The organism is Bacillus sp. 2D03, assembly GCF_003946765.1.
Taxonomy (GTDB): domain Bacteria; phylum Bacillota; class Bacilli; order Bacillales; family Bacillaceae_G; genus Bacillus_A; species Bacillus_A cereus.
Genome location: NZ_RPSJ01000005.1, coordinates 147841 through 161588, shown reverse-complemented (window position 1 = coordinate 161588; position 13748 = coordinate 147841). Strand labels below are relative to the sequence as shown.

Below are 13748 nucleotides of genomic sequence, written 5' to 3'. Positions count from 1 at the left end.
ACTACTTAGCTAAAGTTTTTGCAAGATTTCCAAATAACTCTACATAAGTCTGAATTGATTCATTTGTGTAAGTATCTTCTGGTGCATAAACAACTTGTTTTTTAGAAACAGCAGTTGTGTTTTGAAGAGCTGGTGATTTAGAAATAACATCCTTAGCTGGAGCTGACTTAGCTGCATCAGATGTTGCAGCATCACGATCTAATACGAAAAGCCAATCAGGATTTGTTTGTGCAATAGCTTCAACAGAAACGTCATCACCTTTATGACCTGCAGTAGAATTCGAAACTTCTAATGCTGGAGTCCAACCGAAAATGTCATACATTGGTCCCCAAACGCGACCAGAATGTGGAGCTGCAAAGCCGATATTTCCACCAGTAACGATAACACTCATAACTTTATCTTTTCCGTTATAAGCAGATTTTGCTTTTTCAATAGATTTGTCGAAATCAGCTATTAATTGTTTAGCTTCTTTATCTTTAGCAAAGATTTTACCTAAAGTAGTTGTAGAATCTTTAAGTCCTTTTACTAAGTTTTCTCCAGGCTTATTAGCCTTCTCAGAAACATCAAAATTAAGATCAATAACAGCTGCATTTGGCACTAATTTTTTAATTTCTTCGTAATGATCAGCAAATCTTTGACCAACGATTACAAGGTCAGGGTTTGCCGCTGCAATAATTTCAAGATTTGGTTCACGGTGATTTCCAATATTTTGAACTGAATCATCCTTTTTATATGCTGAATCTGCAGGCATGATATCTTTTGGAGCAGCCGCTAGTTTAATTCCCCAATCAGATAAAGTTTCAAAAGTTCTGTTATCCAAAGCAACTACATTCTTTGGGTTTACAGGTACTTTAACAGTTCCATGAGCATCAGTGATTTCAACCGTTTTTGGCTTATCACTACCATTATCTTTATTATTAGCCTTCGAAGTTTCTTTACTTGAATCTGAGCAAGCCACTAACATTAAAGTGAAAATTGCTAGAATACTCACTAATTTTAAAAGCATAGATTTTTTCATATGTATACTCCTTATAGTGTGATTTATTTCGAAAATGATGACATCCATAGATTGAATTAGAAAGTAACTTTTATTCAATTGAATCGCTATTGATAATCATTTTCATTTGAACATCCTGTTAATTAGTATAGTCATTAATTCTGTGAAAATCTTGTGAATGGTGCGAATTCATAAAATCAGGCATAGAAAGTAATATGTGAAGTCGGGCGTATTGATTAACCATGATTTCCTCTACAAAACACGCCCATTAATAGCTAATATTTTCATAATCCATTTTTTACGTCTTTTAATACTTCTAAGAAACTTTTTTCTATTACCTTATTTTATCATTCAATCATTGAATAGCCTCTGCCGTGTATCGTTTGAATATATCTGTCTTTCTTCTCGCACTTTAACTTTTTTCTTACATACCCAATATATAAATCTACTACATTTGGATTTACTACTACGTTATATCCCCAAACTTGATTCAAAAGCATTTCACGGCTCAATATCGTGTTTTTGTTTTTGATTAAAAATACAAGTAAATCGTACTCACGCTTAGTAAGTGAGAGATTTTCGCCACCTTTTTTCACAATATTGCTTGATGCATCAACAAAGAGATCTTTAAACTGAAAAAAGTTTATCTCCTTTTGCTGGTTACAATCACTTCTCCTTAAAATTGCTTGAACCCTTGCTACTAATTCTTCTTTCGCAAATGGTTTTCTTATATAATCATCTGCTCCTGCTTGTAACCCTGCAACGCAATCCTTACTAGAAATATTGTCAGTCACAATAATAATCGGTGTCGTTTTAACAAGTCGTATTTGTCTGCAAATTTCTGGTCCTGATATACTTAATGAATCCCAATCCAATATGATAATATCCCAATCTTGTTCATATATTATATTTAAACCTTCGTTTTCATTGTGAAGTTTTAAAATGAAATAGCCTTCTTGCGTTAGACCGCTTACGATTTTCTTTGCTGAAGACCGTTCATTTTTAATCACCAACACCTGCTTCACCGATGGTTCACCTCTACTTCAATATAACTTATTTATATAAAAAATTATTCCGAAAAAACAATTTATGATTTACAAATTCCCCCCCTAAATAATCCATTAAAACAGCTTATTAGGAGAACTCTATATAATCTTACAATAGGTATGGATAAAAACACAAAATATATGAAGATTCAAATAAAGTGAAGTATTAATTGATCAAACAGGGATGTTCATCCCCACTAATTATCAGTCCTCACCACTCAGGCTTTGACGGGATAAAATTGTGATCATTAAGGGATAGCACACAAGATACATTGAGGATGTAAGTGAAAGAACCAAAGAATTAGATACATTCTATTTTTAGAACTATAACTTTTCCATAAACAAAAAGAACCATAACCTCGCCAACCTGGCAAAATTATGGTTCATATCATACAAAATAAAAAACCACCAAATATGTATTGGTGGAGACGGTGGGAGTCGAACCCACGTCCAAAAATATCGGCACTTAAGCTTCTACGAGTGTAGTCGATATATTAGCACTTCGCGAACTCTTCGGCCTATCGACAGGCTTCCAAGTTGCTAGTCTGGTTGTTCTCTTCCTTTGTCCTCAGACGGCGAACTCCGGCGTAGTCCACTTAGTTTGAGTCCCTTACCCTACCACATGGACGATGGAGGGAGGAACCTTTAGTGCAATTAAGCAGCTAAAGAAAGATTGTTTTGTTTGCCAATTATAGGCTTTGACGTTTTAACGAGGCCGATCCCCTCGACTCGCAACCTAAGCTCGAACTATCCCTGTCGAATCCGTAACGTCCCCATGATAAAAATGGAGCATACGAAGAAAATATCGTGATAGCTACTAAGAGCTGTTTTTCAATGTGCAACAACCTTACATAAGTTATTATAACATACGCGCTCCATTTTACAAATGTAAATATCTGTATTACATCTTTTGGCGATCACGGAACGCGCGTGCAATTTCACGTTTAGCTTCTTTCTCTTTTAAATCGTGACGTTTATCGTATTGCTTCTTACCTTTTGCTAAACCAAGTGCCATCTTTGCAAATCCATTTTTCAAATAAATTCTAAGTGGAACTAATGCGTAACCTGTTTCTTTCGCAGCGCCCGCTAGTTTATCAATTTCTTTTTTATGCAGAAGTAATTTTCTCGTACGAAGTGGATCATGGTTGAAACGATTCCCTTGTTCGTACGTATTAATGTGCATATTATGAACCCATACTTCACCATTATGTACACGTGCAAACGCATCTTTCAAGTTTACGCGTCCAGCACGAATCGACTTAATTTCCGTTCCTTGAAGGACAAGCCCTGCTTCGTATGTTTCTTCGATGAAATAATCATGAAATGCTTTTTTATTTTGTGCAATAACCTTACCTGTACCCTTTGGCATATAACGTCCCTCCTCTATTTTTACTATTGTAACAAATGTTAATAAAAAGCGAAAGTGGCTCGCTCAGAATCTTTGGACATTGGAACTCCCGACAGAGAAGCGCTTTTTGCTTCGTCCGAGGGAGTGAAATGGCCAACAGATTCTAGCCACTGTAGCTGGATTCCATTAAAAGCGAAAGTGGCTCGCTCAGAATGTGAGGTGGATGGAGCTTCTGACCTTGAGGCGCTCTTTGCCTCTCGGGAAGAAGTGAAGCCGCCGAACATTCTAGCCACTGTAGCTGGATTCCATTAAAAGCGAAAGTGGCTCGCTCAGAATGTGAGGTGGATGGAGCTTCTGACCTTGAGGCGCTCTTTGCCTCTCGGGAAGAAGCGAAGCCGCCGAACATTCTAGCCACTGTAGCTAGATTCCATTAAAAAGCGAAAGTGGCTCGTTCTCAAGCCACCAATAAAAAAAGAAAAGGCCCCGCTTTTCATCAAAGCGAAGCCACTCTTTTCTTACTTACGCTTTTTCTTTTTCTTCTTGAATCCTGGTACGTTTTCGAAGAATGCTTTTTTCTTCTTACCGTTACCATCTTTTTTTCCTGGCTGGCTAGCAGAAGCGGATGCGGATGCAGATCCTCTTCCTTTTCCTTTACCACCACGGTCAAATTTTCTACCTGTGCCACGTTCACCGCCGCGCTCATTACTGCGCTCGCTACGTCCACCGCGTTTCTTTCTGCCTGTTCTTGGCTGCTCGATAACGACTGGACGATCTTTGAACTTACGGCGAGGTGTGCCTTTCATGCCAACGATTTCAAAGTCGATTGCACGCTCGTCTTTGTTTACGTTAATAACGCGAATTGTAATTTCATCACCGATGCGGAATACGTTTCCTGTACGTTCTCCGATCATAGCGAAATGCTGCTCGTCATAACGGTAGTAATCATCCGTTAAATAACTAACGTGTACAAGACCTTCAATTGTATTTGGAAGCTCTACGAATAAACCGAAGTTTGTTACAGAGCTAATCATACCGTCATACTCTTCACCGATCTTATCAACCATATACTCTGCTTTTTTCATCTCATCTGTTTCACGCTCTGCTTCAACAGCACGGCGTTCCATATTAGAAGAGTGCTCTGCAATCTCAGGTAATTTTTCACGCCATTTTGCTTGCGTTTCGTTGTCGACTTTACCATTAATAATGTATTCACGAATTAATCTATGAACGATTGTATCTGGGTAACGACGAATTGGTGATGTGAAGTGTGTGTAGAACTCAGTTGATAAACCGAAATGTCCTAAACTATCCGCATCGTAACGAGCTTGCTTCATAGAACGAAGCATAACTGTTGAAATAACTACTTCTTCTGGCTGTCCTTGAACCATTTCAAGAATTTGTTGCAGCGCACGAGGGTGCACTTCATTCGCACGTCCTTTTACCGCATATCCGAAGTTCGTTACAAACTCGAAGAAACGCTCAAGCTTATCTTCTTTCGGATCTTCATGGACACGGTACATAAACGGTACGTTCATCCAGTGGAAGTGCTCTGCTACTGTTTCATTCGCAACAAGCATAAATTCTTCAATTAACTTCTCTGATACAGAACGATCGCGCATGACAACGTCTGTCGGTTTTCCTTCTTCATCTACTAATACTTTCGCTTCTTTAAAGTCAAAGTCAATTGCACCACGGCGCATACGTTTTTCACGTAAAATTTGTGCCAATTGACCCATCTCTTTAAACATCGGTACGAGCGGCTCATAACGCTTAATTAACTCTTCGTCCTCATCTTCTAAAATGCTTCTTACGTCAGCATACGTCATACGCTCTGTCGTTTTAATCACACTTTGGAAAATCTCGTGTTTAACAACATCACCTAAGTTGTTGATTTCCATTTCACAAGATAATGTCAGACGGTCTACTTTCGGATTTAATGAACAAATACCGTTAGATAGACGATGCGGAATCATCGGGATTACACGGTCAACAAGATACACACTTGTCGCTCTTTCCGCTGCTTCAACATCAATTGGAGAGCCTTCTTGAACGTAATGACTTACATCCGCAATGTGAACGCCTAGCTTGTAGTTACCATTTTCAAGCTTCGTTACTGTAACAGCATCATCTAAGTCTTTCGCATCTGCACCATCAATCGTTACGATCATTTGATCACGCAGGTCGCGGCGATCTTTTAAATCTTCTTCTGAAATCGTTTCTGGTACACTGTTTGCATGCTCCATCACTTCCTCAGGGAATGCTAAAGGTAAATGATGTTTATGAATGACAGATAAAATATCTACTCCTGGATCATTTTTATGACCTAGAATTTGAATAACTTCACCTTCTGCGCTTAAACGATTCTCTGGATAGCTCGTAATTTTCACAACTACTTTATGACCTTCTACAGCACCCATTGATGCGCTTTTCAAGATAAAGATATCACTCGTCCAGCGCTTATTGTCAGGTATAACAAATCCAAAGTTTTTCGATTCTGTATATGTACCAACTAGCTCTTTCGTGCCACGTTCTAAAATGCGTACAATTGAACCTTCTTGACGCGAACCGCTCGATTGAGAACTAAGGCGTGCTAATACTGTATCGCCATGAAGTGCACCGTTTAATTCTGTAGGTGGGATGAAAAGATCATCGTCTCCTGTTTTCTTCTCGTCTGGTACAACGAATGCAAAACCACGTGCATGTCCAATTAATTTACCGCGTATTAAATTCATCTTTTCAGGAAGACCGTAACGGTTGCTACGTGTACGAATAACAAGTCCCTTCTCTTCCATCGTTACAAGTGCCTTTACAAAATCTTTAAAACCCTCAGAACCTTCAATTCCAAATGCCTCTTCTAACTCTTGTATCGTTAGCGGTTTATACGCTTCTTCTCTCATAAATAATAACAACTTATCAATATGTTCTTGTATGATTTCTTCCAAGCAAAAATACCTCCTTTAAAACCTTATATTATTTAGTGTATCCGAAAGATAGGGGATGTATAAAGTGAAACTTCAATACTCCCCTTATGATTTTTACAGTTTTCACAAAAAATTCCTTATGAAAAAAAGAGGCAACTAGATCTTACCAATCTAGTTGCTCCAAGAAGTTATATACATCCTCATGTAGCTCGTCACGTTGTTTATCAAGTGTAATGACATGCGTAGAGTCTTCATACCATTTAATGTCTTTTAACGTAGATTCTACACCGTTATAAATAATGTTAGCACTATCTGTATTAATCATTTCGTCATGACGTGCTTGTACAACAAATGTTGGCGCATAAATCATATCCACATTGTTACGTACGTCAGCAATTAATTGTTGTAATGCTTTTAATGTATTCATCGGTGTCTTTTGGAATTCCAACATTTCTTGTTCAATTTGTTCAGGTGATTTTTGCTCACGTTTTTTATATTCGCGGGCATATGCCAATATACCTTGGTACATCGTTTCTTCGCTCTTAATATACATCGGTGCACACATTGGTACTACACCTAAAACCGGTACTGTATAACCTAATTTTAAAGAAAATACGCCGCCAAGTGACAATCCAACAACAGCAATTTTCTCAAAACCTTTATCTTTTAAAAGCTGATATGCCTCCGTTACATCTTGCCACCAATCTGTAGGCCCTGTATGAACAAGCTCTTCTGGTGGTACACCGTGCCCTTTATAAATTGGCGCATGACAAGTATAGCCTTTCTTTTCTAAGAAACGCCCTAACATACGTACATCAGCTGAGTTCCCTGTGAATCCATGTAGTAATAAAACAGCGCGGTCTCCACCCTCAAATGTAAATGGTTTCGGAGATGCTAATTTCATCATGTATTTCTCCTCTTTCTCTTCTGTAATCTAGTCGTATTCTTTCTATATCTAGTGTACCATATTTGTATTTCTATAATCTAATTAGAAACATCTTTCAAATAGCAAAACAAAAAAAGAAGAACCATTAGTACCATTCACTAACGCTTCTTCTTTCAATTCTATAAATTGAAGTACGTAACACCAATTGTTAATACAAAGAACAATACAGCTAAAACAATTGTAATACGGTTTAATACCGCTTCAATTCCACGTGCCTTTTGCTTACCAAATAATTGCTCCGCACCGCCTGAAATTGCACCTGAAAGGCCTGAGCTATTACTAGATTGCATAAGTACCATAACAATCATTAAAATCGATACAATAATAAGTAAAACTGATAATAACGTATGCACTTGGCGTACCTCCTACAAAGATTCAGTTATTGTAACTGTAGCATAAATTCTATAGAAAAGCGAGAGCTATAGAGGCGCTCTCGCTTTTCTTCTATTACATAAACATCATCGCAAATAACGGTCCAAGTAAACATGTCAAAATTGCTGTTAATGTCATTGTTACCGATCCAATAACACCTTCATGCTCGTTATTTTTCATCGCTCTCATCACGCCCATAATATGAGAAGCACATCCAAATCCGATACCTTTACCAACTGAGTTTGTAACACGGCTCCATTTTAATAAAAGGGGTCCTGTAATCGTTCCAGTAATACCTGCGATAACAACGAAAGCTGCTGTTAAGGAAGGTACACCACCGACTTGTTCAGAAACACTCATCGCAACTGGCATTGTCACCGATTTTGGTAATGACGATAAGATTAAGCTTTTATCCGTTCCCATAAGTGAAGCAATCGCAAAATCACTAGCGATTGCAACTGTTGTACCTACTAATACCCCGCCAGCAATCGGTACAACATATTTTTGCAGAACATGACGTTGTTTATAAAGAGGAATTGCAAATGCTACAACACCGGGTCCAAGTAGCTTTGCAATCCAGCCACCACCACTTTCCATATAATGTTGATATGGTATATCAAGCACGATAAATAGGAAAGCCATTAATCCAGTTGCTACAAGCATTGGAATGGTGAATGGTGTTGGAAATAATTTATAGATTTTTTTAGATAATTGATATAATAGCACCGTAAAAAGAACCCAACCGATTCCGATTAATATTTGGCTCATCGCGACTCTCTTTCCTTCCTATTCGCAAGATATTGTCCTGTATGTCCTGCGACAATAATAATTAAAAATGTACTCGCTACAACTGTAATGAAAAGAGAAATTCCTTTACTCATAAAAAAAGCACCGTAATTCATTAGGCCAAGCGTTGGCGGAATTAATAAAAACGGCATAATAGCAACGAGTGTTTCTGCTCCTAAATCGAACCATTTCACTGGAAGAACTTTTAGGCTAAGTAAAACAAGTAAGAGGAACATTCCAATCAAACTTCCTGGAATCGGAATATTTAGCATTTCTTGCACCCAAGTTCCAACCATATAAAACACGTAAAGAGCAGCAATTTGGACAAGAATCTTTGTAAATTTCATGTTCATCATCCCTCATGTTTATACGATCTTCTGTTAATATCTTTATCATAGTATAAATTGTAAAAAGCTGCAATTTATCAACTTGACAGCAAAAACAGCCTATGTTATACGCTTACAACCTTGATATGACTGCATTTCCAAACGAAAATTATGTCAAAACCCTTGACCTAATATAAAAAGTTTTTATTTTCTGAATTTAAAAGATTATTATTTCAATAAAATAATCTTTTTATTCTTAAACTTACATATATATAAAGTGAAACTTTAATCAATGAGGTTTTCCTCATCTTCATTAATTATTAGCCCTCACCAAGCGGATTTGTACGGGATAAACAAGATAGGTGGTGAACATATGCCCAAAAAAGTTCTCATTTTTTGTGATCCTGGGATTGATGATACGATGGCTCTCCTCTTAGCATTCTTTATCGATGAAATAGAAATCGTCGGTATCGTTGCTGATTACGGCAATGTTCCAAAAAAAATAGCCGTAGAAAATGCTCATTTTTTTAATAACGAAACAAAGAATAGAAATATCAAGATATTCGGTGGTTCAGAACGTCCCCTTACTGGTGCCCCACCTGCGTTTTTTACGGATGTACATGGGAAACAGGGGCTCGGTCCAATTATTCCAAAGGTGAATGTGACTAACGGAGAAATGGAGAATTTTTTTGAAGTCATTCCTCTTATTGAACAGTATAAAGATGAATTAATCATTGTAAGTTTAGGAAGACTTACCTCCCTAGCAATTTTGTTTATCATGTGCAAACAGTTAATGAAACAAATTAAATCTTACTACGTAATGGGCGGTGCCTTTTTACATCCTGGTAATGTTACCCCTATTTCCGAAGCAAACTTTTATGGCGATCCTACTGCCGCTAATATAGTCCTTCAATCCGCAGTTAACATGTACATATACCCATTAAACGTCACTCAATACTCCATCATTACACCAGAAATGGCAGAATACATTGAGGCGAAAGGAAAAGCTCCACTTGTCAAACCGTTATTTGATCATTATTACTACGGATATTATAAAGACGCCCTACCACATTTAAAGGGGAGTCCTTTCCATGACACAATTCCAATACTCGCTTTATTTGATAACTCTATGTTCACGTATCATAAATCACCTATTGTTGTCATGACAGAATCCTCTGCACAAGGAGCAAGCATAGGGGAATTTCGCTCTTTAGTGAACCAGAAGCCATTTATTGATTGGCCGGTTCATCAAATTGCAATTGATTTTGACTATAACCGCTTCTTCAAACATTTCATGTCACTTATGACGGGTGAACAATTTTAGCATAAAAAAACAGACCGTGATTTCTCACGGTCTGTCGTTTATTTTCTACAATTATCGTTTGATGTTATAGAAAGATTTGATACCATCGTAAACAGCGATTTCGCCTAGTTCGTCTTCGATGCGTAATAATTGGTTGTACTTAGCAATACGGTCAGTACGGCTCATAGAACCAGTTTTGATTTGGCCAGCGTTAGTTGCAACTGCGATGTCAGCGATTGTAGCATCTTCAGTTTCACCAGAACGGTGAGATACAACTGCTGTGTAACCAGCACGTTTAGCCATTTCGATAGCTTCGAAAGTCTCAGTTAAAGTACCGATTTGGTTAACTTTAATTAAGATTGAGTTAGAGATACCTTTTTCGATACCTTCAGCAAGTTTTTGAGTGTTAGTTACAAATAAATCGTCACCAACTAATTGTACTTTATCACCGATACGCTCAGTTAATAATTTGTGACCATCCCAGTCGTTTTCGTCTAAACCATCTTCGATAGAGATGATTGGGAAGTCTTTGCAAAGCTCTTCATAGAAATCAACCATTTCTGCAGAAGTTAAGCCAGTACGGCCTTCACCTGCAAGGTCATATTTACCAGTTTCTTTGTTGTAGAACTCAGAAGAAGCAACGTCCATTCCTAAGAATACGTTCTCGCCAGCTTTATAACCAGCTTTTTCGATAGCTTCGATGATTACTTCTAAAGCTTCACGGTTAGAACCAAGGTTTGGAGCGAATCCACCTTCGTCACCTACTGCAGTGTTAAGACCTTTGTCATGTAATACAGCTTTAAGTGCATGGAATACTTCAGCACCCATACGGATTGATTCTTTGAATGTTGGAGCACCAACTGGTAAGATCATGAACTCTTGGAAGTCAACGTTGTTATCAGCGTGAGAACCACCGTTGATGATGTTCATCATTGGAGTTGGTAATTGTTTTGCATTGAATCCACCAAGGTAACGGTATAATGGAAGACCTACGAAGTCAGCTGCTGCGTGAGCTACTGCCATAGATACACCAAGGATAGCGTTAGCGCCTAGTTTACTTTTGTTTGGAGTGCCATCTAATTCGATCATAGCACGGTCGATACCAGCTTGGTCAGTTACATCGAAACCTTCGATTTCTGGAGCGATAATTTCGTTAACGTTGTTTACTGCGTTAATAACACCTTTACCAAGGTAACGAGATTTGTCACCGTCACGTAATTCTACTGCTTCGTGCTCACCAGTAGATGCACCACTTGGTACGATAGCGCGTCCGAAAGCGCCGCTTTCTGTATAAACTTCTACTTCTACAGTTGGGTTACCACGAGAGTCAAGGACTTCGCGAGCATAAACATCAATAATTGTTGGCATAATAAATTCTCTCCTTTTTATATAAGCAAATTATTTAATAATTGTTTTACCTGTCATTTCTTTCGGTTGTTCCACATTTAAAAGTGTAAGCATTGTTGGAGCGATATCTCCTAAAATACCACCTTCACGAAGCTCTACATCATTTTTTGTAACGATGAAAGGAACCGGGTTAGTTGTATGAGCTGTCATAGGACCGCCATCAGCAGTTAACTCCTGATCAGCATTACCATGGTCAGCAGTAATAAGTGCTACACCATCTTTTGCAAGAATCGCTTCTACAACTTTTCCTAAACATTCGTCAGTTGCTTCTACTGCTTTAATTGTTGGTTCCATCATCCCAGAATGGCCAACCATATCACAGTTCGCAAAGTTAAGAATGATAACATCATGTTTATCATTTTCGATTTCATTTACTAAAGCGTCCGTTACTTCGTAAATGCTCATTTCAGGTTTCAAGTCATACGTTGCAACCTTTGGTGAGTTAATTAAGATACGTTCTTCTCCTGGGAATTCAGCCTCACGACCACCGCTAAAGAAGAATGTAACGTGCGGATACTTTTCAGTTTCCGCGATGCGAAGTTGCTTTAATCCCGCTTGCGCAACAACTTCACCTAAAGTGTTATCAAGGTTCATTGGCTTGAATGCCACGTATCCATCTACAGTTTCACTGAAGTGTGTCATACATACGAATTCTGGAATGTGAGGTACTTTTTCACCACGATCGAACTCACGGAAGTCTTCGTTTGTAAATACACGAGCAATTTGAATTGCACGGTCTGGACGGAAATTATAGAAGATAACTGCATCATCATCATTGATTGTTGCAACTGGCGTGTTATCTTCGTTAACAATTACAGACGGCAATACGAATTCATCATAGATACCGTTCGCATAAGAGTCTTCTACACACTCTTCTGCTGATTTATAAGTAGGGCCTTCACCATTCACCATAGCACTGTAACATTTTTCTACGCGATCCCAACGCTTGTCACGGTCCATAGAGTAATAACGACCAGAGATAGTCGCGAATTGTCCTACTCCTGTTTCTTTAATTACTTCATTCGTTGCATCGATATAACCTTTTGCTGTTTGTGGTCCAACATCGCGGCCGTCTAAGAATGCATGGATATAAACTTTCTCCACGCCTTCTTTTGCTGCTAAGCGAAGAAGAGCAAACATATGGTTCATGTGACTGTGCACACCACCGTCAGAAAGTAAACCGAATAAATGAAGTGCAGTACCTTTTTCTTTTACGCTTTTAATTGCATTTTGAAAAGTTTCGTTCTTATCGAACTCACCTTCACGAATTGCAACGTTAACGCGTGTTAAGCTTTGATATACTACGCGGCCAGCACCGATATTTAAGTGACCAACCTCAGAGTTACCCATTTGACCTTCTGGAAGACCTACCGCCTCACCACAAGCTGTAAGCGTTGTGTGAGGGAATTTGTTCCAGTAACCATCAAAATTAGGTTTCTTAGCTTGTGCTACAGCATTCCCGTAAGTTTCTTCACGAAGTCCGAAACCGTCAAGAATGATTAAAGCTGTTGGCTTTCTCATTTTACCGCCCCCAGAAGACCTAAGAACGAAGCAGGCTCTAAGCTAGCACCGCCAACTAAAGCGCCGTCGATGTCAGATTGTGCCATATACTCTTTAATGTTTTCTGGTTTTACGCTACCGCCGTATTGGATACGAACAGCTTCTGCAGCTTCTGGAGAAACAGCTTCTGCAACAACTTTACGGATGTGCGCACATACTTCGTTTGCATCTGCAGAAGAAGAAGATTTACCTGTACCGATAGCCCAGATTGGCTCATAAGCGATAACAGTTGCTTTAACTTGCTCTTCTGTTAAACCTGCAAGTGCTTTTGTCACTTGACCTGCTACTAGATCAAATGTTTTTCCGCTTTCGCGCTCTTCTAAAGTCTCACCACAACATACGATTGGTGTTAAACCATGTTCAAATGCTGCGATAGTCTTTTTGTTTACTGACTCATCTGTTTCAGCAAACATTTCACGACGCTCAGAGTGGCCAAGTACTACATAGCCAACTTTTAAGTCGCTAAGTGCTACTGGGCTAATTTCGCCAGTGAATGCACCATTTTTTTCGAAGTGCATGTTTTGTGCACCTACTTGTAAGTCAGTCCCTTCAGTTGCTGCTACAAGGCGCTCTAAGAATAGAGCTGGAGAGCAAACTACTGCATCAACAGCTGAAGCTGCTGGGATTTGACCTTTAACTTCCTCTACGAAGCTAACTGCTTCTGATAGAGTTTTATTCATTTTCCAGTTACCTGCGATAATTGGTTTACGCATGCTTTGCACCGTCCTTTTTCTTT

At 38.6% G+C, this 13748-nt stretch carries 13 protein-coding genes and 1 other RNA gene; 2 read left to right on the top strand and 12 right to left on the bottom strand.

Annotation, left to right across the window (positions count from 1 at the left end; genetic code table 11):
- Position 1: 1 nt before the first annotated feature.
- The 4 genes from EBQ15_RS13610 to smpB all read right to left on the bottom strand — a co-directional run bounded on the left by EBQ15_RS13610 (position 2) and on the right by smpB (position 3412).
- Complete coding sequence (locus tag EBQ15_RS13610) at positions 2 to 1018, bottom strand: siderophore ABC transporter substrate-binding protein (RefSeq protein WP_000749432.1); 1017 nt, start codon at positions 1016 to 1018, stop codon at positions 2 to 4.
- A gap of 326 nt (positions 1019 to 1344) precedes the next feature.
- Positions 1345 to 2022, bottom strand: a complete 678-nt coding sequence (locus EBQ15_RS13605; protein ID WP_000815815.1) for a response regulator transcription factor — start codon at positions 2020 to 2022, stop codon at positions 1345 to 1347.
- A gap of 441 nt (positions 2023 to 2463) precedes the next feature.
- Positions 2464 to 2818, bottom strand: a transfer-messenger RNA (tmRNA) gene (ssrA, locus tag EBQ15_RS13600).
- A 126-nt stretch (positions 2819 to 2944) separates the two neighbouring features.
- Complete coding sequence (gene smpB, locus EBQ15_RS13595) at positions 2945 to 3412, bottom strand: SsrA-binding protein (RefSeq protein ID WP_001123919.1); 468 nt, start codon at positions 3410 to 3412, stop codon at positions 2945 to 2947.
- Between the two features lie 123 nt (positions 3413 to 3535).
- Between smpB and EBQ15_RS13590 the strand changes: the two genes are divergently transcribed.
- On the top strand, positions 3536 to 3703 hold the full coding sequence (locus tag EBQ15_RS13590) for a hypothetical protein (RefSeq protein WP_162279587.1): 168 nt from the start codon (positions 3536 to 3538) through the stop codon (positions 3701 to 3703).
- Between the two features lie 203 nt (positions 3704 to 3906).
- On the opposite strand, the gene rnr is transcribed toward EBQ15_RS13590, so the two are convergent.
- The 5 genes from rnr to EBQ15_RS13560 form a co-directional block, all read right to left on the bottom strand.
- Positions 3907 to 6333 (bottom strand): ribonuclease R, encoded by a 2427-nt coding sequence (gene rnr / locus EBQ15_RS13580; RefSeq protein ID WP_000391077.1) that lies wholly within the window; start codon positions 6331 to 6333, stop codon positions 3907 to 3909.
- A gap of 142 nt (positions 6334 to 6475) precedes the next feature.
- Entirely contained in the window at positions 6476 to 7216 is a 741-nt protein-coding gene (gene estA / locus EBQ15_RS13575; protein WP_000761986.1) for a carboxylesterase, read from the bottom strand.
- Between the two features lie 161 nt (positions 7217 to 7377).
- The gene (gene secG, locus EBQ15_RS13570) at positions 7378 to 7611 is read right to left on the bottom strand and encodes a preprotein translocase subunit SecG (RefSeq protein WP_000557264.1); all 234 of its coding nucleotides are present in this window, start codon (positions 7609 to 7611) and stop codon (positions 7378 to 7380) included.
- A 94-nt stretch (positions 7612 to 7705) separates the two neighbouring features.
- Positions 7706 to 8398 (bottom strand): LrgB family protein, encoded by a 693-nt coding sequence (locus tag EBQ15_RS13565; protein WP_000078304.1) that lies wholly within the window; start codon positions 8396 to 8398, stop codon positions 7706 to 7708.
- Positions 8395 to 8763: a CidA/LrgA family holin-like protein gene (locus EBQ15_RS13560; protein ID WP_000673222.1), complete on the bottom strand. Its 369-nt coding sequence runs from the start codon at positions 8761 to 8763 to the stop codon at positions 8395 to 8397. Before EBQ15_RS13560 ends, EBQ15_RS13565 begins: the two co-directional genes overlap by 4 nt.
- A 352-nt stretch (positions 8764 to 9115) precedes the next feature.
- Between EBQ15_RS13560 and EBQ15_RS13555 the strand changes: the two genes are divergently transcribed.
- Positions 9116 to 10066, top strand: a complete 951-nt coding sequence (locus EBQ15_RS13555) for a nucleoside hydrolase (RefSeq protein ID WP_001125046.1) — start codon at positions 9116 to 9118, stop codon at positions 10064 to 10066.
- A 51-nt stretch (positions 10067 to 10117) separates the two neighbouring features.
- Here the strand turns inward: EBQ15_RS13555 and eno are convergent, their stop codons facing one another.
- The 3 genes from eno to tpiA are packed head-to-tail and all read right to left on the bottom strand — an operon-like array spanning position 10118 to position 13725.
- Complete coding sequence (gene eno / locus EBQ15_RS13550; protein ID WP_001142112.1) at positions 10118 to 11413, bottom strand: phosphopyruvate hydratase; 1296 nt, start codon at positions 11411 to 11413, stop codon at positions 10118 to 10120.
- A 30-nt stretch (positions 11414 to 11443) separates the two neighbouring features.
- Positions 11444 to 12973, bottom strand: a complete 1530-nt coding sequence (gpmI, locus tag EBQ15_RS13545) for a 2,3-bisphosphoglycerate-independent phosphoglycerate mutase (RefSeq protein ID WP_001231158.1) — start codon at positions 12971 to 12973, stop codon at positions 11444 to 11446.
- A complete protein-coding gene (gene tpiA / locus EBQ15_RS13540; protein WP_001231038.1) occupies positions 12970 to 13725 on the bottom strand; it encodes a triose-phosphate isomerase in 756 nt (251 codons plus the stop codon). The genes gpmI and tpiA overlap by 4 nt, the downstream gene beginning before the upstream one ends.
- Positions 13726 to 13748 lie beyond the last annotated feature (23 nt).

What these genes read in the sequence shown, in the direction of transcription:
- gpmI (WP_001231158.1), bottom strand. Translation starts at nt 12,973, where the DNA reads ATGAGAAAGCCAACAGCTTTAATCATTCTTGACGGTTTCGGACTTCGT.
- eno (WP_001142112.1), bottom strand. Translation starts at nt 11,413, where the DNA reads ATGCCAACAATTATTGATGTTTATGCTCGCGAAGTCCTTGACTCTCGT.
- EBQ15_RS13560 (WP_000673222.1), bottom strand. Translation starts at nt 8,763, where the DNA reads ATGAAATTTACAAAGATTCTTGTCCAAATTGCTGCTCTTTACGTGTTT.
- EBQ15_RS13610 (WP_000749432.1), bottom strand. Translation starts at nt 1,018, where the DNA reads ATGAAAAAATCTATGCTTTTAAAATTAGTGAGTATTCTAGCAATTTTC.
- EBQ15_RS13565 (WP_000078304.1), bottom strand. Translation starts at nt 8,398, where the DNA reads ATGAGCCAAATATTAATCGGAATCGGTTGGGTTCTTTTTACGGTGCTA.
- smpB (WP_001123919.1), bottom strand. Translation starts at nt 3,412, where the DNA reads ATGCCAAAGGGTACAGGTAAGGTTATTGCACAAAATAAAAAAGCATTT.
- EBQ15_RS13555 (WP_001125046.1), top strand. Translation starts at nt 9,116, where the DNA reads ATGCCCAAAAAAGTTCTCATTTTTTGTGATCCTGGGATTGATGATACG.
- tpiA (WP_001231038.1), bottom strand. Translation starts at nt 13,725, where the DNA reads ATGCGTAAACCAATTATCGCAGGTAACTGGAAAATGAATAAAACTCTA.
- estA (WP_000761986.1), bottom strand. Translation starts at nt 7,216, where the DNA reads ATGAAATTAGCATCTCCGAAACCATTTACATTTGAGGGTGGAGACCGC.